The organism is Roseateles sp. L2-2 (assembly GCF_050613215.1).
GTDB classification, from domain to species: domain Bacteria; phylum Pseudomonadota; class Gammaproteobacteria; order Burkholderiales; family Burkholderiaceae_C; genus Roseateles; species Roseateles noduli.
This window is the reverse complement of record NZ_CP192509.1, coordinates 3,969,815-3,993,094: the sequence shown is the minus strand read 5'-3', so window position 1 is coordinate 3,993,094 and position 23,280 is coordinate 3,969,815. Positions and strand designations below refer to the sequence as shown.

At 65.0% G+C, this 23,280-nt stretch carries 22 protein-coding genes; 20 read left to right on the top strand and 2 right to left on the bottom strand.

Annotation, left to right across the window (positions count from 1 at the left end; genetic code table 11):
* The first annotated feature begins 56 nt into the window (after nt 1-56).
* The 18 genes from ACQZ13_RS17870 (at nt 57) to ggt (ending at nt 18,370) form a co-directional block, all read left to right on the top strand.
* Nucleotides 57-416: an NADH-quinone oxidoreductase subunit A gene (locus ACQZ13_RS17870; RefSeq protein ID WP_088407453.1), complete on the top strand. Its 360-nt coding sequence runs from the start codon at nt 57-59 to the stop codon at nt 414-416.
* A 181-nt stretch (nt 417-597) separates the two neighbouring features.
* Nucleotides 598-1,074, top strand: a complete 477-nt coding sequence (locus ACQZ13_RS17865) for a NuoB/complex I 20 kDa subunit family protein (RefSeq protein ID WP_067067101.1) — start codon at nt 598-600, stop codon at nt 1,072-1,074.
* A 19-nt stretch (nt 1,075-1,093) separates the two neighbouring features.
* Complete coding sequence (locus tag ACQZ13_RS17860) at nt 1,094-1,690, top strand: NADH-quinone oxidoreductase subunit C (protein ID WP_421037158.1); 597 nt, start codon at nt 1,094-1,096, stop codon at nt 1,688-1,690.
* A gap of 2 nt (nt 1,691-1,692) precedes the next feature.
* The gene (locus ACQZ13_RS17855; protein ID WP_431046741.1) at nt 1,693-2,949 is read left to right on the top strand and encodes an NADH-quinone oxidoreductase subunit D; all 1,257 of its coding nucleotides are present in this window, start codon (nt 1,693-1,695) and stop codon (nt 2,947-2,949) included.
* Nucleotides 2,950-2,960: 11 nt separating this feature from the next.
* The gene (gene nuoE, locus ACQZ13_RS17850; RefSeq protein ID WP_331617461.1) at nt 2,961-3,491 is read left to right on the top strand and encodes an NAD(P)H-dependent oxidoreductase subunit E; all 531 of its coding nucleotides are present in this window, start codon (nt 2,961-2,963) and stop codon (nt 3,489-3,491) included.
* 12 nt (nt 3,492-3,503) lie between these two features.
* Nucleotides 3,504-4,901, top strand: coding sequence for an NADH-quinone oxidoreductase subunit NuoF (gene nuoF, locus ACQZ13_RS17845; RefSeq protein ID WP_431046739.1), 1,398 nt, complete (start codon nt 3,504-3,506; stop codon nt 4,899-4,901).
* Nucleotides 4,902-4,922: 21 nt separating this feature from the next.
* Complete coding sequence (gene nuoG / locus ACQZ13_RS17840; protein WP_431046737.1) at nt 4,923-7,259, top strand: NADH-quinone oxidoreductase subunit NuoG; 2,337 nt, start codon at nt 4,923-4,925, stop codon at nt 7,257-7,259.
* A 13-nt stretch (nt 7,260-7,272) separates the two neighbouring features.
* Nucleotides 7,273-8,370 (top strand): NADH-quinone oxidoreductase subunit NuoH, encoded by a 1,098-nt coding sequence (gene nuoH / locus ACQZ13_RS17835; RefSeq protein ID WP_088407448.1) that lies wholly within the window; start codon nt 7,273-7,275, stop codon nt 8,368-8,370.
* 15 nt (nt 8,371-8,385) lie between these two features.
* Nucleotides 8,386-8,868, top strand: coding sequence for an NADH-quinone oxidoreductase subunit NuoI (gene nuoI / locus ACQZ13_RS17830; RefSeq protein ID WP_088407447.1), 483 nt, complete (start codon nt 8,386-8,388; stop codon nt 8,866-8,868).
* Nucleotides 8,869-8,947: 79 nt separating this feature from the next.
* A complete protein-coding gene (locus ACQZ13_RS17825; protein WP_421037152.1) occupies nt 8,948-9,589 on the top strand; it encodes an NADH-quinone oxidoreductase subunit J in 642 nt (213 codons plus the stop codon).
* The gene (gene nuoK, locus ACQZ13_RS17820; RefSeq protein WP_067273420.1) at nt 9,589-9,900 is read left to right on the top strand and encodes an NADH-quinone oxidoreductase subunit NuoK; all 312 of its coding nucleotides are present in this window, start codon (nt 9,589-9,591) and stop codon (nt 9,898-9,900) included. The genes ACQZ13_RS17825 and nuoK overlap by 1 nt, the downstream gene beginning before the upstream one ends.
* A gap of 20 nt (nt 9,901-9,920) precedes the next feature.
* Complete coding sequence (nuoL, locus tag ACQZ13_RS17815) at nt 9,921-11,975, top strand: NADH-quinone oxidoreductase subunit L (protein ID WP_431046733.1); 2,055 nt, start codon at nt 9,921-9,923, stop codon at nt 11,973-11,975.
* Between the two features lie 18 nt (nt 11,976-11,993).
* A complete protein-coding gene (locus tag ACQZ13_RS17810) occupies nt 11,994-13,463 on the top strand; it encodes an NADH-quinone oxidoreductase subunit M (protein ID WP_431046731.1) in 1,470 nt (489 codons plus the stop codon).
* Between the two features lie 12 nt (nt 13,464-13,475).
* A complete protein-coding gene (nuoN, locus tag ACQZ13_RS17805; protein WP_431046729.1) occupies nt 13,476-14,957 on the top strand; it encodes an NADH-quinone oxidoreductase subunit NuoN in 1,482 nt (493 codons plus the stop codon).
* A 55-nt stretch (nt 14,958-15,012) separates the two neighbouring features.
* Complete coding sequence (locus ACQZ13_RS17800; protein ID WP_431046727.1) at nt 15,013-15,348, top strand: DUF2818 family protein; 336 nt, start codon at nt 15,013-15,015, stop codon at nt 15,346-15,348.
* Nucleotides 15,329-15,988 (top strand): NUDIX domain-containing protein, encoded by a 660-nt coding sequence (locus ACQZ13_RS17795; RefSeq protein WP_431046725.1) that lies wholly within the window; start codon nt 15,329-15,331, stop codon nt 15,986-15,988. The genes ACQZ13_RS17800 and ACQZ13_RS17795 overlap by 20 nt, the downstream gene beginning before the upstream one ends.
* Nucleotides 15,989-16,000: 12 nt before the next feature.
* Nucleotides 16,001-16,555, top strand: coding sequence for a DUF1178 family protein (locus tag ACQZ13_RS17790; RefSeq protein ID WP_431046723.1), 555 nt, complete (start codon nt 16,001-16,003; stop codon nt 16,553-16,555).
* A gap of 144 nt (nt 16,556-16,699) precedes the next feature.
* Nucleotides 16,700-18,370, top strand: a complete 1,671-nt coding sequence (gene ggt / locus ACQZ13_RS17785) for a gamma-glutamyltransferase (protein WP_431053273.1) — start codon at nt 16,700-16,702, stop codon at nt 18,368-18,370.
* 181 nt (nt 18,371-18,551) lie between these two features.
* Here ggt and ACQZ13_RS17780 read toward each other — a convergent pair whose 3' ends face one another.
* A complete protein-coding gene (locus tag ACQZ13_RS17780; protein WP_431046720.1) occupies nt 18,552-20,327 on the bottom strand; it encodes a hypothetical protein in 1,776 nt (591 codons plus the stop codon).
* Nucleotides 20,324-22,033 (bottom strand): hypothetical protein, encoded by a 1,710-nt coding sequence (locus ACQZ13_RS17775; protein ID WP_431046718.1) that lies wholly within the window; start codon nt 22,031-22,033, stop codon nt 20,324-20,326. Before ACQZ13_RS17775 ends, ACQZ13_RS17780 begins: the two co-directional genes overlap by 4 nt.
* A gap of 93 nt (nt 22,034-22,126) precedes the next feature.
* Between ACQZ13_RS17775 and ACQZ13_RS17770 the strand changes: the two genes are divergently transcribed.
* Both ACQZ13_RS17770 and ACQZ13_RS17765 read left to right on the top strand, forming a co-directional pair.
* Nucleotides 22,127-22,384, top strand: coding sequence for a hypothetical protein (locus tag ACQZ13_RS17770; protein WP_431046716.1), 258 nt, complete (start codon nt 22,127-22,129; stop codon nt 22,382-22,384).
* Nucleotides 22,385-22,456: 72 nt separating this feature from the next.
* Entirely contained in the window at nt 22,457-23,110 is a 654-nt protein-coding gene (locus ACQZ13_RS17765) for a hypothetical protein (protein ID WP_431046715.1), read from the top strand.
* Nucleotides 23,111-23,280 lie beyond the last annotated feature (170 nt).

The following is a 23,280-nucleotide window of genomic DNA, read 5'->3' as shown; positions in this document are numbered from 1 at the left end:
GTGTTGCCGCCCAAGGTCGGCAGTATCTAATCCCGGCCATACAACGAGAGCAAGTCGTGAGCCTGGAACAATACCTGCCCGTCATCCTTTTCATCCTGGTCGGTTGCGGAGTGGGTATCGCTCCGCAAGTGCTGGGCTTCCTGGCGGGCCCGCGTCGCCCTGACGCGGCAAAGAACAGCCCCTACGAATGCGGCTTCGAGGCCTTCGAGGACGCGCGCATGAAATTCGACGTGCGCTACTACCTCGTCGCCATCCTCTTCATCCTCTTCGATCTGGAAATCGCCTTCCTGTTCCCGTGGGCGGTCTCGCTGCGCGAGATCGGTCCGACGGGCTTCTGGGCGATGATGATCTTCCTGGGCATCCTGGTCGTGGGCTTCGCCTACGAATGGAAGAAGGGCGCGCTCGACTGGGAGTGACGACCGACGGCGGATCCGCGATGACGCGTCGGATCCGTGAATGCATCAGGACACGGCGCCCGTTCAGGGCGCGTGTCCGTTAGGGAAGGGCAACGCGTCAACGTGGCGTTAGCGTGGTTTTCGCGCAGCGACCATGGTCCGACGTGCCTTCTCCGCTGATCTCGAAAGATGGGAATTCGATATGGGTAACGAAGGCGTATTGAAGGAAGGCTTCATGACCACCCAGCTGGACAAGCTGGTGAACTGGTCCAAGACCGGTTCGTTGTGGCCGATGACCTTCGGTCTCGCCTGCTGCGCGGTCGAGATGATGCACGCGGGCGCCGCCCGCTACGACATCGACCGTTTCGGCATGCTGTTCCGTCCCAGCCCGCGCCAGTCCGACCTGATGATCGTGGCCGGCACGCTGTGCAACAAGATGGCGCCGGCGCTGCGCAAGGTCTACGACCAGATGGCCGAGCCGCGCTGGGTGCTGTCCATGGGCAGCTGCGCCAACGGCGGCGGCTACTACCACTACAGCTATTCGGTGGTCCGCGGCTGCGACCGCATCGTCCCGGTCGACGTCTATGTCCCGGGCTGTCCGCCGACCGCCGAGGCGCTGCTCTACGGCATCCTGCAGCTGCAGGCCAAGATCCGCCGCGAGAACACCATCGCTCGCTGAGCAGAAGCAGGTTGACCTCATGACCCTCAAACTCGACACCCTGCAGGCGGCCCTGCACAGCGTGCTGGGCGACCAGATCGTCGCGTTCAAGCGCGAGCTGGGCGAAATCACGATCACCGTCGCGGCCAAGGACTACTTCAACGTCGCCAAGCTGCTGCGCGACCACTCGGAGCTGCGCTTCGAGCAGCTGATCGACCTGTGCGGCGTGGACTACTCCGCCTACAAGGACGGCGCCTACGAAGGCGCGCGTTTCGCCGTCGTCACCCACCTGCTGTCGATCAACAAGAACTGGCGCCTGCGCCTGAAGGTCTTCGCGCCGGAAGACGACTTCCCGTCGGTCGCCGCCGTGACGCCGATCTGGAACGCCGCCAACTGGTTCGAGCGCGAGGCGTTCGACCTGTACGGGATCATCTTCGAAGGCCATGAAGACCTTCGTCGCATCCTGACCGACTACGGTTTCATCGGCCACCCGATGCGCAAGGACTTCCCGGTGACGGGCCATGTCGAGATGCGCTACGACCCCGAGCAGAAGCGCGTGATCTACCAGCCGGTGACCATCGAGCCGCGTGAGATCACGCCGCGCGTGATCCGCGAAGACAACTACGGGGGCCTGTGAGCATGCCAGCCGAAATCAAGAACTACACCCTGAACTTCGGTCCGCAGCATCCGGCCGCGCACGGCGTGCTGCGCCTGGTGCTGGAGCTGGACGGGGAAGTCATCCAGCGCGCCGACCCGCACATCGGCCTGCTGCACCGCGCCACCGAGAAGCTGGCCGAGAGCAAGACCTTCATCCAGTCGCTGCCCTACATGGACCGCCTCGACTACGTGTCGATGATGTCCAACGAGCACGCGTACTGCCTGGCCATCGAGAAGATGCTCGGCCTGGAAGTGCCGGAGCGCGCGCAGTACATCCGCGTGATGTTCGGCGAGCTGACCCGCATCCTGAACCACCTGCTCTGGCTGGGCGCGCACGGCATCGACTGCGGCGCGATGAACATCCTCATCTACTGCTTCCGCGAGCGTGAGGACATCTTCGACATGTACGAGGCGGTCTCGGGCGCGCGCATGCACGCGGCCTACTTCCGTCCGGGCGGCGTGTACCGCGACCTGCCGGACGCGATGCCGCAGTACAAGGTCAGCAAGATCAAGAACCAGAAGGCCATCGACAAGCTCAACGAGAACCGTCAGGGCTCGCTGCTGGACTTCATCGAGGACTTCTGCAACCGCTTCCCGGCCAACGTCGACGACTACGAGACGCTGCTGACCGACAACCGCATCTGGAAGCAGCGCACGGTCGGCATCGGCGTCGTGACGCCCGAGCGCGCGCTCAACCTGGGCCTGACCGGCCCGATGCTGCGCGGCTCCGGCATCGCCTGGGACACGCGCAAGACGCAGCCCTACGACGTCTACGGCAAGATGGACTTCGACATTCCGGTCGGCACCAACGGCGACACCTACGACCGCTACTGCGTGCGCGTCGAGGAGATGCGCCAGTCCAACCGCATCGTGCAGCAGTGCGTGAAGTGGCTGAAGGCCAACCCGGGTCCGGTCATCACCGACAACCACAAGGTCGCTCCCCCGAGCCGCGTGGCGATGAAGACCAGCATGGAAGAGCTGATCCACCACTTCAAGCTGTTCACCGAAGGCTTCCGCGTCCCCGAGGGCGAGGCCTACGCGTCGGTCGAGCACCCGAAGGGCGAGTTCGGCATCTACCTGATCAGCGACGGCGCCAACAAGCCGTACCGGCTGAAGATCCGCGCGCCGGGTTATTCGCACCTGGCGGCGCTGGACGAGATGGCCCGCGGACACATGATTGCCGACGCGGTGGCCGTGATCGGCACGATGGACATCGTGTTCGGTGAAATTGACCGTTGAGTGGTGACCGCATGAGCAGCACTGAAATTGTGAGCACCGGGTTCGTGTTGAGCGAGGCCACCGCGGCCCGCTTCGCGCGCGAAGTCGCGAAGTACCCGGCCGAGCAGGCGCAGTCGGCCGTGATGGCCTGCCTGTCCATCGTCCAGCAGGAGCAGGGCTTCGTGTCCCGCGAGGCGGAAGACGCGATCGCGCAGTACCTCGGCATGCCGGCGATCGCCGTCTACGAGGTCACGACCTTCTACAACATGTACAACCAGCGCAAGCTGGGCCTGTTCAAGCTGAACGTCTGCACCAACCTGCCGTGCCAGCTGCGCGACGGCCAGAAGGCGCTGGACCACCTGTGCTCGAAGCTGGGCGTCGAGGCCGGCGGCACGACCGCCGACGGCGTCTTCACCGTGCAGCAGAGCGAGTGCCTGGGTGCTTGCGCCGACTCGCCGGTGATGCTGGTCAACGACCGCCAGATGCTCAGCTTCATGAGCACCGAGCGTCTGGACGAGCTGGTGGAGGCTCTGAGAGCCCACCACGCCGCCAACAAGAACTGAGGGACCTGGACGATGACCAACATCGCGAACATCGACCTCTCGAAGTGGCAGGCCACCGGCAAGGAAACCTGCTTCCACGACCGCAACATCACCCCGCAGATCTACGCGGGCCTCGATGGCAAGAACTGGTCGCTGAAGGACTACGAAGCGCGCGGCGGCTACCAGGCCCTGCGCAAGATCCTCGCCCAGGGCGAGGGTCAGGGCATGACCTCCGACCAGGTCATCGCCGAAGTGAAGGCCTCCGGCCTGCGCGGCCGCGGCGGCGCGGGCTTCCCGACCGGCCTGAAGTGGAGCTTCATGCCGCGCCAGTTCCCGGGTGCGAAGTACCTGGTCTGCAACAGCGACGAGGGTGAGCCCGGGACCTGCAAGGACCGCGACATCCTGATGTTCAACCCGCACATCGTCATCGAAGGCATGGCGATCGCGGCGTTCGCGATGGGCATCAAGGTCGGCTACAACTACATCCACGGCGAGATCTTCGAGGTGTACGAACGCTTCGAAGCCGCGCTGGAAGAGGCCCGCGCGGCCGGCTACCTGGGCGACAACATCCTGGGCAGCAACTTCAGCTTCCAGCTGCACGGCCACCACGGCTTCGGCGCCTACATCTGCGGCGAGGAAACCGCGCTGCTGGAATCGCTCGAAGGCAAGAAGGGCCAGCCCCGCTTCAAGCCGCCGTTCCCGGCCTCGTTCGGCCTGTACGGCAAGCCGACCACCATCAACAACACCGAGACCTTCGCGGCGGTGCCCTGGATCATCCGCAACGGCGGCCAGGCCTACCTCGAAGTCGGCAAGCCCAACAACGGCGGCACCAAGATCTTCTCGATCTCCGGCGACGTCGAGCGTCCGGGCAACTACGAGATCCCCCTGGGCACCTCGTTCGAGAAGCTGCTGGAGCTCGCCGGCGGCGTGCGCGGCGGCCGCAAGCTCAAGGCGGTCATCCCCGGCGGTTCGTCCGCCCCGGTGCTGCCGGCCGACGTCATGATGCAGTGCACGATGGACTATGACTCCATCGCCAAGAACGGCTCCATGCTGGGCTCGGGCGCGGTCATCGTGATGGACGAGACCCGCTGCATGGTCACCAGCCTGCTGCGCCTGTCCTACTTCTACGCGCACGAGTCCTGCGGCCAGTGCACGCCCTGCCGCGAAGGCACGGGCTGGATGCACCGCGTGATCGAGCGCATCGCCCACGGCAAGGGCCGCGTCGAGGACATCGACCTGCTGAACTCCGTGGCCGACAACATCCAGGGCCGCACCATCTGCGCGCTGGGCGACGCCGCGGCGATGCCGGTGCGCGCGATGCTCAAGCACTTCAAGGGCGAGTTCATCGCGATGATCGAACAGGCCCAGCAGAACAAGGCGCCCGCCGCGTCGTCCCCGTCCGCCACGGCGAAGTCGCCGGCGCACGCCTGATCGGAGCCGCTGAGAAGAACTATGGTTGAAATCGAACTCGACGGCCAGAAGGTCGAAGTGCCCGAAGGCAGCATGGTGATGCATGCCGCCGAGAAGGCCGGCGCATACATCCCGCACTTCTGCTATCACAAGAAGCTGAGCATCGCGGCCAACTGCCGCATGTGCCTGGTGGACGTGGAGAAGGCGCCCAAGCCGCTGCCCGCCTGCGCCACGCCGGTGACGCAGGGCATGATCGTGCGCACCAAGAGCGAGAAAGCCATCAAGGCCCAGCAGGGCGTGATGGAGTTCCTGCTGATCAATCACCCGCTGGACTGCCCCATCTGCGACCAGGGCGGCGAATGCCAGCTGCAGGACCTGGCCGTCGGTTACGGCGCCAGCGCCTCGCGCTACTCGGAAGAGAAGCGCGTGGTGTTCCACAAGAACGTCGGCCCGCTGATCTCGATGGAAGAGATGAGCCGCTGCATCCACTGCACCCGCTGCGTCCGCTTCGGCCAGGAGATCTCCGGCGTGATGGAGCTGGGCATGGCGCACCGCGGCGAGCACAGCGAGATCCAGACCTTCGTCGGCCGCACCGTGGACTCGGAGCTGTCGGGCAACATGATCGACATCTGCCCGGTGGGCGCGCTGACCAGCAAGCCCTTCCGCTACAGCGCCCGCACCTGGGAACTGTCGCGTCGCAAGAGCGTCAGCCCGCATGACTCGACCGGCGCGAACCTGATCGTCCAGGTCAAGAACAACGAAGTGATGCGCGTCGTCCCGCTGGAGAACGAAGCCGTCAACGAGTGCTGGATCGCCGACCGCGACCGCTTCTCCTACGAAGCGCTGAACGGCGACGAACGCCTGACCACGCCGATGCTGAAGCAGGGCGGCGAGTGGAAGTCCGTCGACTGGACCACCGCGCTCGAATACGTCGCCAACGGCCTGAAGCAGGTCAAGACGGAGAAGGGCGGCGCGTCCATCGCCGCGCTGGGCTCGGAGCACAGCACCGTCGAGGAACTGCACCTGCTGGCGCAACTGGTGCGCGGCCTGGGCAGCGAGAACATCGACACGCAGCTGCGCGTCGTCGACCCGGCGCTGCGCGCCGCGGACGGCAAGGCGCTGTGGCTGGGCACCTCGATCGCCTCGCTGTCGCAGCTGGACCGCGCCTTCGTCGTCGGCTCGTCGCTGCGCAAGGACCACCCGCTGTTCGCGCAACGCCTGCGCCAGGCCGCCCGCCGCGGCGCGCAGGTCGTGTCGCTGGCCGGCTCGGTCGAAGACTGGAAGATGCCGGTCGCCGCCGCGATCACCGCCGCCCCGTCGGCCTGGGTCGCTGAACTGGCCAACGTCGCCGCCGCCATCGGCGCGACGAAGGGCGTCAGCGCGCCGGTGCAAGGCAACGCCACCGACGCCGCCAAGGCGATCGCCGACACGCTGCTGTCGGGCGAGCGCAAGGCCGTGCTGATCGGCAACGCCGCGATCCAGCACCCGCAGGCTGCGACGCTGCTGTCGCTGGCGAACTGGATCGGCGAGCAGACCGGCGCCACCGTCGGCGTGCTGTCGGCCGCCGCGAACAGCGTCGGCGCGCAGCTCGTCAACGCGCGTCCGGGGCAGGGCGGCCGTACGGCGGCCCAGCTGCTGAACGACCAGCCGGCCAAGGCGCTGCTGCTGCTCAACACCGACCCGGTGCTGGACGGCGCGAACGCCGCCGCCGCGAAGAAGGCGATCAACGCGGCCGAGATGGTCGTCGTGCTGACGCCGTTCAAGACCGGCCCGGTGGTCGAGTTCGCCGACGTGCTGCTGCCGACGGCCCCATTCACCGAGACCTCGGGCAGCTTCGTCAACGCGGAAGGCCGCCTGCAGAGCTTCGTCGGCGTGGCCAAGGCCCGCGGCGAGACCCGTCCGGGCTGGAAGATCCTGCGAGTGCTGGGCAACCTGCTGAGCCTGCAGGGCTTCGACTTCGACAGCTCCGAGCAGGTCCGCACCGCGGCGCTGGGCTCGTCGCTGGACCTGGCGAACCGCCTGGGCAACACGGTGTCGGCGCAGTCCGCTGCCGTGGCAGCGCCGGCGCAAGGCCTGGAACGCCTGACGACGGTGCCGATCTACGCGACCGACGCGCTGGTGCGTCGCGCCACCTCGCTGCAGCTGACCCGCGACGGCCGCGACGCGGCGATCGCTTCGCTGCCGCAGGCGCTGTGGACCGAGCTCGGCCTGACCGAGAAGGGTGCGCAGGTGCGCGTGTCGCAGGACGGCGGCGAGGCCGTGCTGGCCGCGCAGCTGGACGCATCGCTGCCCGCGACCGTGGTGCGCATCCCCGCCGGCATCCCCGAGACCGCCGCACTGGGCGCGTTCACCGGCGCGATCGCCGTGACCAAGGCCTGAGGACGAGACGACGATGGAAAACTTCTATAACGCCGGCGCCTCGCTGCTGGGAGGTGTGGTCTGGCCGGTGGTCTGGAGCGTGCTCAAGATCATCGCCGTGCTGCTGCCGCTGCTGGGCTGCGTCGCCTACCTGACGCTGTGGGAACGCAAGGCCATCGGCTGGTCGCAGATCCGTCCGGGTCCGAACCGTGTCGGTCCGATGGGCCTGCTGACCCCGATCGCCGATGCGGTGAAGCTGATCTTCAAGGAGATCATCATCCCGAGCGCGGCCAACAAGAACCTGTTCTTCCTCGGCCCGATCATGACGATCATGCCGGCGCTGGCGGCCTGGGCGGTGGTGCCCTTCGGCCCGGGCGTCGCGATCGCCGACGTCAACGCCGGCCTGCTGTTCCTGATGGCCATCACCTCGCTGGAGGTCTACGGCGTGATCATCGCGGGCTGGGCCTCGAACTCGAAGTACGCCTTCCTGGGCGCGCTGCGCGCCTCCGCGCAGATGGTCTCGTACGAGATCGCGATGGGCTTCTGCCTGGTGGTCGTGCTGATGGTGACGGGCTCGATGAACGTCAGCGCCATCGTGATGAGCCAGGAGCAGGGCTGGTTCGCGTCGCACGGCGTGAACATCCTGTCCTGGAACTGGCTGCCGCTGCTGCCGATCTTCATCGTGTACTTCATCTCCGGCCTGGCCGAGACGAACCGCCACCCCTTCGACGTCGTCGAAGGCGAATCGGAAATCGTGGCCGGTCACATGATCGAGTACTCGGGCATGTCGTTCGCGATGTTCTTCCTGGCCGAGTACGCCAACATGATCCTGGTGTCGGCGCTGGCGGTGCTGATGTTCCTGGGCGGCTGGTCGGCCCCGGTGTCCTGGAGCCTGTTCGGCATGGAGACCCCGGCCTTCATCCAGCAGACCATGGGTCTGTGGAACTGGGTCTGGCTGTTCCTGAAGACCTTCTTCGTCGTGACCTGCTTCCTGTGGGTGCGTGCCACGTTCCCGCGCTATCGCTATGACCAGATCATGCGTCTGGGCTGGAAGATCTTCATCCCCATCACGCTGATCTGGCTGGTGGTCGTGGGTCTGTGGATCCAGTCGCCGTTCAATATCTGGAAGTAAGCCGAGGTACCCGCTGTGATCAAGGACCTAGTCAAGAGCTTCATGCTCACCGAGCTGCTGAAGGGCATGGCCCTCACCGGCCGGCATTTCCTCTCGAAGAACATCACGGTGCAGTTCCCGGAAGAGAAGACCCCGCTGTCTCCTCGCTTCCGCGGTCTGCACGCGCTGCGCCGCTACGAGAACGGTGAAGAACGCTGCATCGCCTGCAAGCTGTGCGAGGCCGTGTGCCCCGCCATGGCGATCACGATCGAATCCGACGTGCGCGCGGACGGCTCGCGCCGCACGACGCGCTACGACATCGACCTGACCAAGTGCATCTTCTGCGGCTTCTGCGAAGAGAGCTGCCCGGTCGACTCCATCGTCGAGACCGACATCTTCGAATACCACGGCGAAAAGCGCGGCGACCTGTACTTCACCAAGGAGATGCTCCTGGCGGTGGGGGACCGGTACGAGCCGCAGATCGCAGCCAGCAAGGAGGCCGACGCCAAGTACCGCTGACCGGTCGCGCGGTCGTCTCCACCTCGCCGCCAGGGGAGGGGAGAGGACTGCGACCGGCGGCCTGCTTGCAGGACATCGCATGGATATCACTACCGCGCTCTTCTACGTTTTCTCGGCCGTGCTGCTGGGCTCCGCGATCCGTGTCATCACGGCCAAGAGCACCGTGCACTCGGCCCTGTTCCTGATCCTGTCCTTCTTCAGCGCCTCCTGTCTGTGGATGCTGCTGAAGGCCGAGTTCCTGGCCATCACCCTGGTGCTGGTCTACATCGGCGCCGTGATGGTGCTGTTCCTGTTCGTCGTCATGATGCTGGACTTCGAGTCCACCGCCGTGCGCGAGAGCATCTGGAAGCACCTGCCGGTGGCCAGCCTCGTCGGCGCGGTCATCGCGCTGGAGATCGCGGCCGTGCTGATGGGCGGCTTCCGCGGCGTCGAGAACGCCCCGGAGATCCCCAACATGGCGCAGCTGGGCAACACCAAGCTGCTGGGCATCGAGATCTACACCAACTACCTGTTCCCGGTGCAGATCGCCGCGGTGCTGCTGCTGGTGGGGATCATCGCGGCGATCGCGCTGACGCTGCGCGGCCGCAAGGACTCGCGCCACCAGGATCCGTCGCAGCAGGTGCGCGTGAAGAAGGCCGACCGCCTGAAGATCGTCAAGGTCGCCGCGACCGTCGAAGCGCCGTCGCTGCCGGCGGCTGACAAGAACGAAGGAGCCGCGTGATGGGTGCGCTGAGCCTGAACCACTTCCTGATCCTGGGCGCGTTCCTGTTCGCGCTGTCGGTGATCGGCATCTTCCTGAACCGCAAGAACCTGATCGTGCTGCTGATGGCCATCGAGCTGATGCTGCTGGCGGTCAACATGAACTTCGTGGCCTTCTCGCACTACCTTGGCGACATGGCCGGCCAGGTGTTCGTGTTCTTCATCCTCACCGTGGCGGCCGCCGAGTCGGCGATCGGCCTGGCCATCCTGGTCGTGCTGTTCCGCAACCGCAGCAGCATCGACGTGGAAGAGCTGGACGCCCTCAAGGGCTGACGAGGGAAGCGAGAAAAACAATGTCTGCAACACTCTCTCAGAACATGCTGCTGGCGGTGCCCCTGGCGCCGCTGGCCGGCGCCATCGTGGCGGGCCTGTTCGGCAAGCAGGTGGGCCGCCGCGGCGCCCACACGGTGACCATCCTCGGCGTGCTGGTGGCGCTGATCATCTCGGTGATGACGCTCAACGCCGTGCTCGACGGCGCGCGCTTCAACCAGACCGTCTACGAGTGGATGGTGCTGGGCGGCCTGAAGATGGAAGTCGGCTTCATGATCGACGGCCTGTCCGCGATGATGATGTGCGTGGTGACCTTCGTCTCGCTGATGGTGCACATCTACACCATCGGCTACATGGAGGAAGACCCCGGCTACCAGCGCTTCTTCAGCTACATCTCGTTGTTCACCTTCAGCATGCTGATGCTGGTGATGTCCAACAACATGCTGCAGCTGTTCTTCGGCTGGGAAGCGGTGGGCCTGGTGTCCTACCTGCTGATCGGCTTCTGGTACACCAAGCCGACGGCGATCTTCGCCAACATGAAGGCCTTCCTGGTGAACCGGGTCGGCGACTTCGGCTTCATCCTGGGCATCGGCCTGCTGGTCGCCTACGGCGGCTCGCTGAACTACACCGAGACCTTCGCCAAGTCGGCGGAACTGTCAAAGATAGTCTTCGCCAACCCCTTCGGCGCCGAGCCGTGGATGATGCTGAGCGTGGCCTGCATCTGCCTGTTCATCGGCGCGATGGGCAAGTCGGCGCAGTTCCCGCTGCACGTCTGGCTGCCGGACTCGATGGAAGGCCCGACCCCGATCTCGGCGCTGATCCACGCGGCGACCATGGTGACGGCCGGCATCTTCATGGTGTCGCGCTTCAGCCCGCTGTTCGAGTTGTCCGACACCGCGCTGAACTTCGTGCTGGTCATCGGCTCGATCACGGCGCTGTTCATGGGCTTCCTGGGCATCATCCAGAACGACATCAAGCGCGTCGTCGCGTACTCCACGCTCTCGCAGCTGGGCTACATGACGGTGGCGCTGGGCGCCTCGGCCTACTCGGTCGCGGTGTTCCACCTGATGACGCACGCGTTCTTCAAGGCGCTGCTGTTCCTGGGCGCGGGCTCCGTGATCATCGGCATGCACCATGACCAGGACATCCGCAACATGGGCGGCCTGCGCAAGTACATGAAGGTGACCTGGATCACCTCGCTGCTGGGCTCGCTGGCGCTGATCGGCACGCCGTTCTTCTCGGGCTTCTACTCGAAGGACTCGATCATCGAAGCCGTGCACGCCTCGCACCTGCCGGGCGCGAGCTTCGCGTACTTCGCGGTGGTGGCCGGCGTCTTCGTGACGGCGTTCTACAGCTTCCGGATGTATTTCCTGGTCTTCCACGGCAAGGAGCACTTCCACCACAAGCCGTTCCCGGGCGAGCACGACCATCACGACGACGATCACCACGGCGACGGTCACGACCACACGCCGCATGAGTCGAAGTGGGTGGTGACGGTGCCGCTGGTGCTGCTGGCGATCCCGTCGGTGCTGATCGGTTTCTTCACGATCAAGCCGATGCTGCACGGCGACTTCTTCAAGGACTCGATCTTCGTGAACCACGTGGTCCATCACGCGATGAGCGAGCTGGGCGAGGAGTTCCACGGCGCCGTCGCGATGGCGGTGCACAGCCTGCAGACGCTGCCCTTGTGGCTGGCGGTGGCCGGCGTGGCCGTGGCCTACTGGTTCTACATGATCAGCCCGGCCATCCCGGCCGCGATCGCGCGCACCTTCCGCCCGATCGTGACGATCCTTGAGAACAAGTACTACATGGACTGGTTCAACGAGAACGTGCTGGCCCGCGGCGCGCGCGCGCTCGGATCCGGCCTGTGGAAGGCCGGCGATCAGGCCGTCATCGACGGCGTGCTGATCAACGGCTCGGCGCGCACGGTGGGCGGATTCGCCGGCCTGGTGCGGCTGGTCCAGACCGGCCACCTGTACTGGTACGCGCTGGTGATGATCCTGGGTGTCGTGGGTCTGATGACCTGGCAGCTGTGGCCTTACATGGGGCCCCAATTCAAGGCCCTGTTCGGCCTCTGACGCGGGCGGAGAATAAGAATGTTGCTAAGTCTCTCCATCTGGCTGCCCATCGTCTGCGGTGGCCTCCTGCTCGCGCTCGGTCGCGACAACAACGCCGGCGCGGTGCGCTGGATGGCGCTGGTCGGCGCCGTGCTGTCCTTCCTGGTGACCTTGCCGCTGATCAGCGGCTTCGACAACACGACGGCGGCGATGCAGTTCGTCGAAGTCGCGACCTGGATCCCGCGCTTCAACATCCACTACCACCTGGGCGTGGACGGCATCTCGATGTGGTTCGTCCCGCTGACGGCCTTCATTTCGATCATCGTGGTGATCGCGGCCTGGGAAGTGATCGACACGCGGGTGCACCAGTACATGGGCGCCTTCCTGATCCTGTCGGGCCTGATGATCGGCGTGTTCTGCGCGCTCGACGGCATGCTGTTCTACGTGTTCTTCGAGGCCACGCTGATCCCGATGTACATCATCATCGGCGTCTGGGGCGGACCTCGTCGCGTGTACGCGGCCTTCAAGTTCTTCCTGTACACGCTGGCGGGCTCGCTGCTGATGCTGATCGCGCTGCTGTACCTGTACAGCCAGTCGGGCAGCTTCGAGATCCTGCTGTGGCACAAGCTGCCGCTGCCGATGTCGGCGCAGTCACTGCTCTTCTTCGCCTTCTTCGCGGCCTTCGCGGTGAAGGTGCCGATGTGGCCGGTGCACACGTGGTTGCCGGACGCCCACGTGGAAGCCCCGACGGGCGGCTCGGTGGTCCTGGCGGCCATCATGCTGAAGCTGGGCGCCTACGGCTTCCTGCGCTTCTCGCTGCCGATCGCGCCGGATGCGGCCCGTCATTACGACTGGGTCATCATCGGCCTGTCGCTGATCGCGGTGATCTACATCGGCCTGGTGGCCATGGTCCAGCGCGACATGAAGAAGCTGGTGGCCTACTCGTCGGTCGCCCACATGGGCTTCGTGACCCTGGGCTTCTTCATCTTCAACGAGCTGGGCGTCGCCGGCGGCCTGGTGCAGATGATCTCGCACGGCTTCGTGTCGGGCGCGATGTTCCTGTGCATCGGCGTCCTGTACGACCGCGTGCATTCGCGTGAGATCGCCGACTACGGCGGCGTCGTCAACACCATGCCCAAGTTCGCGGCGCTGGCGGTGTTCTTCGGCATGGCCAACTGCGGCCTGCCGGCGACGGCCGGTTTTGTGGGCGAGTGGATGGTGATCCTGGGCGCCGTCGGCCACAACTTCTGGATCGGCCTGCTGGCGGCCACGGCGCTGATCTTCGGCGCGGCCTACACGCTGTGGATGATCAAGCGCGTCTACTTCGGCGCGGTGACCAACGACAACGTGCGCAACCTGACCGACATCAACGGCCGTGAGTTCCTGATGCTGGGCGTGCTGGCGATCGCGACGCTCTACATGGGCGTGTACCCGAAGCCGTTCACCGACGTGATGCACCAATCTGTCGACGCGCTGCTCAAGCACGTCGCGGTGTCCAAGATCCAATAAGGGCCCGACACAATGAACGACATGAACTGGGCTGCGGTCTATCCTGAAATCCTGTTGCTGGTGCTGGCCTGCGTGGTCGCGCTGGTGGACCTGTTCGTCACCGATCCGCGCCGCACGACGACCTACCTGCTGACGCAGCTCAGCCTGGCGGTGGTCGGCGCGATGCACTTCGCCGCGATGGGCGAGCCGCGCATCGAAGCGATGCAGGGCATGCTGGTCATCGACCCGCTGAGCCACCTGCTGAGCGGCGTCAGCGCCTACGCGCTGATCGTCACGCTGGTCTACGCGCGTCCGTACGCCGAGTCCCGCGACATCCTCAAGGGCGAGCTGTTCACGCTGAGCCTGCTGGTGCTGCTGGGCGTCAACGTGATGGTGGCGGCCAACAACTTCCTGACCACCTACCTGGGTCTGGAGCTGATGAGCCTGTCGCTGTACGCGCTGACGGCGCTGCGTCGCGATCACACGATCTCGACCGAAGCCGCGATGAAGTACTTCGTGCTGGGCGCGCTGGCCTCGGGCTTCCTGCTGTACGGCCTGTCGATGATGTACGGCGCGACCGGCTCGCTGTCGATCCCGCGCGTGTACGAGGTCATCTCCAGCGGCACGGTCAACCAGGGCGTGCTGGTGCTGGGCGTGGTCTTCGTGGTCGCCGGCCTGGGCTTCAAGCTGGGCGCCGCGCCGTTCCACATGTGGGTGCCGGACGTCTATCAAGGCGCGCCGACGGCCGCGACCCTGCTGATCGGCGGCGCGCCCAAGCTGGCCGCGCTGGGCATGACGCTGCGTCTGCTGGTGGAGGGCATGCTCCCGCTGGCCAACGACTGGCAGCAGATGATGCTGGTGATGGCCGTGGCCTCGCTGGTCGTGGGCAACCTGGCCGCGATCGCGCAGAGCAACCTGAAGCGGATGCTGGCGTACTCGACGATCTCGCAGATGGGCTTCGTCGTGCTGGGCCTGGCCTCGGGCGTGGTGAACAAGCAGCCGGACGTGCACGCGCTGAACGCCTACAGCTCGGCGATGTTCTACGCGATCACCTACGTGCTGACGACGCTGGGCAGCTTCGGCCTGATCATGCTGCTGGCACGCCAGGGCTTCGAGTCCGAGCAGATCAGCGATCTGGCCGGCCTGTTCAAGCGCAGTCCGTGGTACGCCTTCGTGATGGCGATCTACATGTTCTCGCTGGCCGGCATCCCGCCGATGGTGGGCTTCTACGGCAAGCTGGCCGTGCTGCAGGCGATGGTCACGACGGGCCAGTCGCTCTACATCTGGATGGCCGTGATCGCGGTGCTGCTGTCGCTGGTCGGCGCGTTCTACTACCTGCGCGTGGTGAAGGTCATGTTCTTCGATGAACCGACCGACCACAGCCCGGTGACGGCGCCCATGGACGCCCGCGTGGTGATGTCGCTGAACGGCGCCGCGGTGCTGGTGCTGGGCCTGTTGCCGAGCGGCCTGCTGGCGCTGTGCACGCAGGCGGTCGTCCGCGCGCTGGCGCACTGATCGCCGGCCCATCGAACGACCCCGACAGCGGCAACGCGCAAGAGAGAACCCGACCATGGATCAAGGCGTTTCAGTCTGGATGGTGCTGGTGGTGGCGCTGGTCGCCGCCAATCTGCCTTACATGAGTTCCCGCATCCTGCTGGTGGGGCCGCGTCGTGATCCCAAGGCCGGCGGCTGGCGTCTGCTGGAGCTGTTCCTGCTCGCGCTGATCACGCTGGCCGTGGGCTTCGGCCTGGAATCCACGCAGGGCCAGCGTTTCCCGCAGGGCTGGGAGTTCTACGCCGCCGCGCTGGCGATGTTCGTCACCTTGGGCTTCCCGGGTTTCGTGTGGCGCTACCTGCGCCGCTCCCGCTCCAAGGTGCGAGAGTTCGATGACGAAGAAGCTGCCTGAAGCGAACCGACCTGAAGACGACGGCGTGATCGGCATCGCGCCGGCCGCCGACGCTGACGAGCATCTGCGCGAAGCCCCGCTGGCGTCCGAATGGATCCTGCGGGGCAACTTCCTTCAGGTGAAGCGCGACCGCATCGCGCTGCCCAACGGCCGTGAGGCCACGCGCGAATACATCCGCCACCCCGGCGCCGCGGTGATCGTGCCGCTGTTCGACGACGGCCGCGTGCTGCTGGAACGGCAGTACCGCTACCCGGTCGGCCGCGTGGTGCTGGAGTTCCCCGCCGGCAAGCTGGATCCGGACGAGACCCCGCTGCGCTGCGCGATGCGCGAGCTGGTCGAGGAGACCGGCTACCAAGCGCGCGAATGGGCCTACGCCGGCGTGCTGCACAACGCGATCGCCTACTCGGACGAACGCATCGAGATCTTCTTCGCCCGCGGCCTGATCGCCGGCGAGCGGCAACTGGACGACGAGGAATTCCTCGACCTGCTGCCGGTGGCCGAGGACGAGCTCGACCGCATGGCCTTCGACGGCCGCATCACCGACGCCAAGACGCTGATCGGCCTGCAATGGCTGCAGCGCTGGCGCGCCGGTGCATGGCCATTGGACTGGATGGCGGCGGACGAGGCGGCCAGCCGCTAGCATCGGTCCATCATGCTGGTACTGAACCTGGCCTGCGAGGCCGGCCATGCCTTTGAGGGCTGGTTCGCGTCCTCCACCGATTTCGAATCGCAACAGGCGCGCGGTCTCCTGAGCTGCCCGCTGTGCAACATCGTCTCCGTGCGACGGATGCCGAGCGCGCCGCGGCTGAATCTCTCGTCGGCCGCGGAGCCCCGCGCGGCCAGGTCCGCGAAGTCCGCACAGGCGGCGGAAGCGGCCGAGGCCGCGGAAGCCGCTGAAGCTGAAAGGGCTCGCGCGACCGAGGCATCGACGAAGCTGCCCGCAGGCCCGACACCGTCGGACGGCGTGCCGCCGATCGCGATCGAATTGCAGAAGCAGGTGCTGCAGGCGGTCCGCACGCTGATGGCGAAGACCGAGGATGTCGGCGACCGTTTCGCCACCGAGGCGCGCCGCATCCATTACGGCGAAGCCGAGGAGCGCGGCATCCGCGGCCGCGCGACGCCGGACGAGGCGCGCGAGCTCGCGGACGAGGGCATCGACATCGTCGCACTGCCGGTGCCCGACGCGCTGAAAGACCCTCTCCAGTAACGACCTGACGCCTCTTGGGATTGCGGGCGGCACCCTGCGGGTGTCGAATGCCCCGGTCGCATCTCTTGAGGAATCAGGTTCATGAAGACTTTCCGATTGCTGGCCTGCGCCGCGGCGGTGACCGCGTCCCTGGCCTTCGCACCGATGGCGCCGTCGCTGGCGGCCTCCGCCGCACCGGTGGCCGCGCAGAACGGGATGGTGGTGACGGCGCAGCACCTCGCGACGCGCGTGGGCGTCGACGTGCTCAAGGACGGCGGCAATGCCGTCGACGCCGCGGTGGCGGTGGGCTACGCGCTCGCGGTCGTGTACCCGGCCGCGGGCAACCTGGGCGGCGGCGGGTTCATGACCATCCAGCTGGCCGACGGCCGCAAGACCTTCCTCGACTTCCGCGAGAAGGCGCCGCTGGCCGCGACGGCCAACATGTACCTCGACAAGGACGGCAACGTCGTCAAGGGCCTGAGCACGCACGGACACCTCGCGGTGGGCGTGCCGGGCACGGTCTCGGGCATGGAGTACGCGCGGGAGAAGTACGGCACGATGAAGCGTCCCGCGCTGATCGCGCCGGCGATCGCGCTGGCGGACCGCGGCTTCGCGCTGGAGCAGGGCGACGTCGACATGTTCCAGACAGCCACCAAGGACTTCGAGGCCGACGCCGCCTCGGGCGCGATCTTCCTCAACAAGGGCAAGCCTTTCCAGGCCGGCGACAGGCTGGTGCAGAAGGACCTCGCGAAGACCTTGCGCGAGATCGGCGCCAAGGGCACGGACGGCTTCTACAAGGGCTGGGTGGCGAAGGCGCTGGTGGACTCCAGCCAGGCGGGCAAGGGCATCCTGACGCAGGCCGATCTGGACCAGTACCAGACGCGCGAGCTGCCGCCGGTGGAATGCGACTACCGCGGCTACCACGTCGTGTCGGCGCCGCCGCCGAGCTCGGGCGGCGTGATCATCTGCGAGATGCTCAACATCCTCGAGGGCTATCCGCTGCGCCAGCTCGGCTGGGGATCGGCGCAGGGCGCGCACTACCAGATCGAGGCGATGCGGCACGCCTACGTCGATCGCAACAGCACGCTGGGCGATCCGGACTTCGTGAAGAACCCGCTGCAGCGGCTGCTCGACAAGAGCTACGCGGCGAAGATCCGCGCCGCGATCGATCCGGCGAAGGCGGGTGTGTCCATGGACATCAAGCCCGGCGTGGCGCCGCATGAGGGCAGCAACACGACGCACTACTCGATCGCGGACAAGTGGGGCAACGCGGTGTCGGTGACCTACACGCTGAACGACTGGTTCGGCGCGAAGGTCACGGCGGCGAAGACCGGCGTGCTGCTCAACAACGAGATGGACGATTTCACCTCCAAGGTCGGCGTGCCCAACATGTACGGCCTGGTGCAGGGCGAGGCGAATGCGATCGCGCCCGGGAAGCGGCCGCTGTCGTCGATGAGCCCGACCATCGTGACCAAGGACGGCAAGCCGGTGATGGTGGTGGGGACGCCGGGCGGCAGCCGCATCATCACGGCGGTGCTGCAGACCATGCTCAACGCGATCGACTTCGACATGAACGTGCAGGAGGCGGTGGACGCGCCGCGCTTCCACCAGCAGTGGCTGCCGGACGTGACCAACGTCGAGCCGTATGCGTTCTCGCCGGACACGCGCAAGCTGCTGGAGGGCATGGGCCACAAGCTGGGCGCGCCGCATCCGGCGAACCACCTCGCGGCCATCATCGTCGGCGCGCCGTCGCTGAACGGCAAGCCGGTGGGGAACAACCGGTTCTACGGGGCGAACGATCCGCGGCGGAACACGGGCCTCGCGGCCGGGCATTGATGACTGCCTTGCCCCGCGCCCGCGGGGCAAGCGTTCACCCTCGTGATGAGCGAGCGTGCGCCCGAATTGCCGCACCGCCATGCTGCGCACCGATTGCGGTGATCAGGACCGTTGAACGGTTGACCTTGAACTCTTGCCGATCGCGGCCCTGGTCGAGGCTGCAGCGTCGTAGCCGCCTGTGTCAGTCATGGTCCTCGACGTGTGCCGGTGCTTCAGTCTCGCTCGCTGCTGCTGGTGCTTCTGGGCTGTTGTTGAGAGCCGCCCCGCTCTCGCAGAATGCGACCGCTTGCTGGACGAGCATCTGACGCGGGATTTGACGCTCCCATTGCAGGGCAGCGAGCATCGGTATGAATGGGAATCGCGCCCTGTACCAGCCTGATGCCTCAATGCTCTCTACCCCGGGAAGAGGCTTGGCCATGCGTTCGAGGAACTCCTTCGGTTTGGCCGGCACGAAGGCGAGGGCCTCGCCGATCCCGTGGCTGTGCAGCGCGCGCGGGTCCGCTACAACTTCGTCGTAGCCCGCGTCAGAGCTCCAGAAGTTGGGAGTGCTCCACGAGCACTCTGGCATCACAACTTCGCGCAGGAATTGATATGCACCATCGAGCCCAAGCGCTGCAGTCCAGGTGAGCAGTATCGGAATCAATGTGGAGCTGGCGGTCGAGGCGTCCGAGGGGTTCTGGAGGCCGAATCGCACCTGAAGCTGCTCGTCCAAGGTCCTCACGGTCGGCCAAAAGTCCCGCTTCGTGCGAGCGACCCCGATCCGCTCACACAGCGAATGCATCCATCCTGTCGCAACTTCGTTGCGGCCGGTAATGACCAGTAGCAACATCGCAAGATGAATGTCAGTGGCCTGGTGGTCGAAGGCTGGGAACTGGAGGTTCGAATGGGTACTGAGGAGGTCGACCAGCCGAGCGGAGTACGCCCAGTGCCCCCCAGCGTCGCTTCCGGTGGTCGAGGCGTGCCATGCCCAAAAGCACCCCTGCAACCCAAGCCGACCAGCTTCTTCGAAGACGCGCTTCGACAGAAAGAGGTTGTGAGGCAGGACATAGGCGAAGCCATTCTCGGTGCGATAGAAGGCATCGAGGCGCGAGTGATACCGCATGGCAATGCTCATGGCGTCGCCCAGAATCTGGCCAAACTCGACCGCATAGGCCGATGCAGGGTTGAGCAGATCGGCGTGCACCTTCGACCATGTTGCAAGGACGGCGTACTCGGAAAGCCTGTATGGGGCGAGTAGGTTGTCTTCTTCCGCGGCGCGGAGAGTCAGCGCGGAAAGCGCTGCGCGAATGCCTCGCAAGGCCTGTAGGGTGCGCTTTTTCCGAGATGCAGCGCTTCCTCCACTGGCGGGAAGGTCCGACACCAAGCCGTTCACAAGCTGCCTGCCGACGCTTATGCAAAGGTCCGGTTGACCCACGTTAGCCAGCATGCGTCGAAACAGGGACCTCCGTTCGATTGGGAGGATGTGGTCGTCCAAGAGGTGTTCGACGGTCCACGCTGCTAGTTTGGAACCGTTGACGTTCACTACCTTGATGCCGTACTGACTCGCGTAGTTCTCGTAGGCGCCGGCCATCTGCCCTTGAATGCTCGAAAGGAATTCGCCGTTGGTTACGACCACAGCCATTCTCGGCAGCTTACTGTGCTCGGGGGCGACATTCGCGCGGACGTACGTGTGTGCCAAGTCTTGCAGGGACTGAAAAATGGATTGTGGTCCGGAATTCCATTCAGCCCGCCCAATGGTTCCGCACTTGAGTACCCACATGAAGAGCGTCCTGCGACCGCTGTCGTCTTTCCCGACAGATGCCATATCGACGCCGTTCTCGCGCACTCCCTTCTGTGCAGTGTGAACAACTTGGTGCCCCATGCCCGACACGAGTAGCGGCATGAAATCATCGAGTTCACCGGACTCTTTCATCAGCTCCAGATAGTCGGCCACCAACAATTGCAAGGCGTCGTTCATCGGGCTTGCTCCAGCAACTTGAATCGTCGGATGTACCCCTGCATCGGGTCAGAGAGTTCGGATGACGGTAGCTCAAACGAAAGACCGCCAGAAACCAAGTCGACGATCTGGCTTGGCCCATCCGCCAGGTGAGTCACAAATCGTCTTCCTTGTGCCAGATGAGCCTTGGTGACAAGGGAAGCGAAGACAGAGTTCTTTTCCCCCACCTGCTGGATGTGATCGTGTTGCTTTGCTTGCGCGCTTCTCAGAGAGAAAGCATCGACGTCGCTGATTCGAAGTTCGCGCCGGCGAGGTAGACGCGCGAGGTGCCGCGTCCATCGGAGGATCGAGGCATAGATACCTCGAAATACGACCGCGCCGCGAGCGTTTCGGCAAGAAGGACTGCACAGTGGCTTCAAGAATGCCTCAGTTGCACCCGGGTATTCGATCTTTAGGAAGTTGAGCATATCGCCGGCCATGTACAGCCCCGAGTCGCCAAGGCTCTCCATCCTCGCGATGCTCGCTGCGAAATGGCAGAGGGTCGGGCCTTCCTCATGGAGACCGAGCACACGGCGGATCGCCTTCGTCCTGACGAGCGGGGTTGCAGCGGCGAACAGCGGCTCGTCCAGGACAGCTCGGACGGGCCTAGCGTAGAGGAATTCGAGCATCCCGCGAATTACCGGGAAGGAGGCGGTTGGACTCAGCAACCAGTGGGTAAGGAGCGTTCTGAAAAGCGCCTCATCCTCCGCAGACGATTGGAACGTAAGGTTGAAGCGCTGCAAGACGTCTTCAGGGCCGTTTCCCAGCGCAAGCAGCTGCTCGATGACGAAGCTCTTCTGAGGGGCCTTACGCAAACAGGAGCTAAGGGCTAGGTCGACGTTGTGGCAGATGCTCTTATTCTGAAGCGCTAGCTCCACCAGCCGGCGGAGGAGGTCATTCAAAGGGACGGCTTCGACGCCGTAGTACGCACTCTCGATCCGGAAGACCGATCGTGCAACTTGGGACGCGGCCTCCGGCACTCCTGCCGAGAGCGCCTCGGCGACCAATCTGAATGCGGCACGGTCGAATTGCGCAAGCTCGACGATGCAGTACCACGCGTTCTCAGCATTCGTGTTGGATAGCGCGACCAAGTAGGCGAGGAGGGGCTGCTGGTACGGCTCAATGATTTCCTTCACCGCCTCAGAACGCCAAGGAAGCGCCGCCACAAGCGCATGGACCGCACGAGCGTCTTGCACTGGCGGCCCGAGGCGACCCATGACGAACTTCGCCGCAATGACTGGCTGAGCAATCGCGAAGCTGTGCGCCCAGGTTCGGCACGCCCGATCCCCGATCGGTGTATCCGAACAGATGCTGACTACCAAGTCGAATGCCAGGGATGGCTCGCTCGTGAAGCGAGTCTGAAGCACCTCTGCGAGGTGATATGCGAATCCATCGTCGCGGTCAGGAACGAGCCTCAGGAGGCGTTCCAGCCGCACCGCGCTGGCCTGGCCCGACAGGCCCAGTGCTGGAAGCAGGATGTGGCAGGCGCCGAACTGATCGTCTGGCACCCAATGTATGAAGACGTCAAGGAGGTCGACTTCCTGCATGTCCGCTTCAGCAAGCCGTCGCTGCAGTTGAGCGTCCTGCCCGTCATCCTGTTTACGGGTGAGGCCCCGCAGGTCCGCGTAACGCCCGTCTATCAAGAGCGCGAGACGCTCATCGAGTTCTTTCCTGGACAAGGGATCCATAGCGCCTCCGCCTACGCCATCTGTTGATTTTGGAAGTGGTGTCCAGGGCAGCATGGCGACCGCCGTGGCTCGCATACTTTAGTAGAGCAGGAGGTGGGCGCGATGGAGCCTCAGCGGCGCACGGGCTACGTCGAGGCGATGATCAAGGACTCGGACGAGGGCGCGGGCCGGCTGACGCCTGAGGCGTGCAGCTGCTGCCACACCACCGGCCGGCGCCCGCTGACGTGCGAGGTGCCGCCGAAGTTGCGCGAGCATGCCGAATGGATGTCGGCCCATCTGGACCGACACGTTTCGCTCCTGCGCGACGACATGGCGCGTCTGCTGGGAGTCTCCGATGTACTGACACGTTGAGACGACGTTCCGACTTGAGATCCAATTGCCCGCGTAACGTCGCGGCAAAATGCCTTCACCTGGGAGGTGAAGATGAAAGACAAGCGGTTCGTTTGGGGCGTGATCGTGACGGCCATATGGCTTGGCGTCATGGTCGGACTTCTGTTTGTAGCGAATAGGCCGGACAAACTGAACGAGTGGGGAGACTTCTGCGCAGGCTTCTTCGCACCGCTCGCCTTCATGTGGCTGGTACTTGGGTACCTGCAACAGGGCGAGGAACTGCGGCAAAACACCGTGGCGCTGGAGCAGCAACTGCTGGAGCTGCGCCAGACGGTGGAGGTGGGACGGGATCAGCTCGCTGAAGTCCGAATGGCGGCAAAACGCGAGAAAGCGGAGCGTATTCAAGCCCTCCGACCGATCTTCACCCTTCGCCCGCGTTCGAGCATCCTGGGTGCAGGTGGCCTGGAGCAGCAGGTGGCCCTAATAAATGACGGTGGGCTGGCGCGGAATGTGGTGATCGAGGCCGTCGGCGCGGTCATCACTTCGGGAGAACGCTCGGCCCGTATTCCTCAGCATGAGGACGCCCGCCTCTACATCAACCAGCAACTCGATGTGCCTGGCCTGCTGCGAATCCATTACGAGGATGCCGAGGGAAACGAGGGGGAGGTGGAATGCAGGTTTGCTAGGGTGAACTCGGGATTGCAGTTCGCTGCGGTAAAGACGGTGTTGACAGCTGCGGACTTGTAGTTGCAGGGGCGCATTGCAAATGTTTTCAGACCCAATAGATTCCCGCCCGCGCGATACATAGATCGGGATAGCCGATCAAAACACTAAGCTGCGCGCCTCTGACGGTCGTGATCCCAGGCTGAACTCGACGCCTAGCTGGCGAAACGCTCGAAAAAGGATGCATCCCTGCC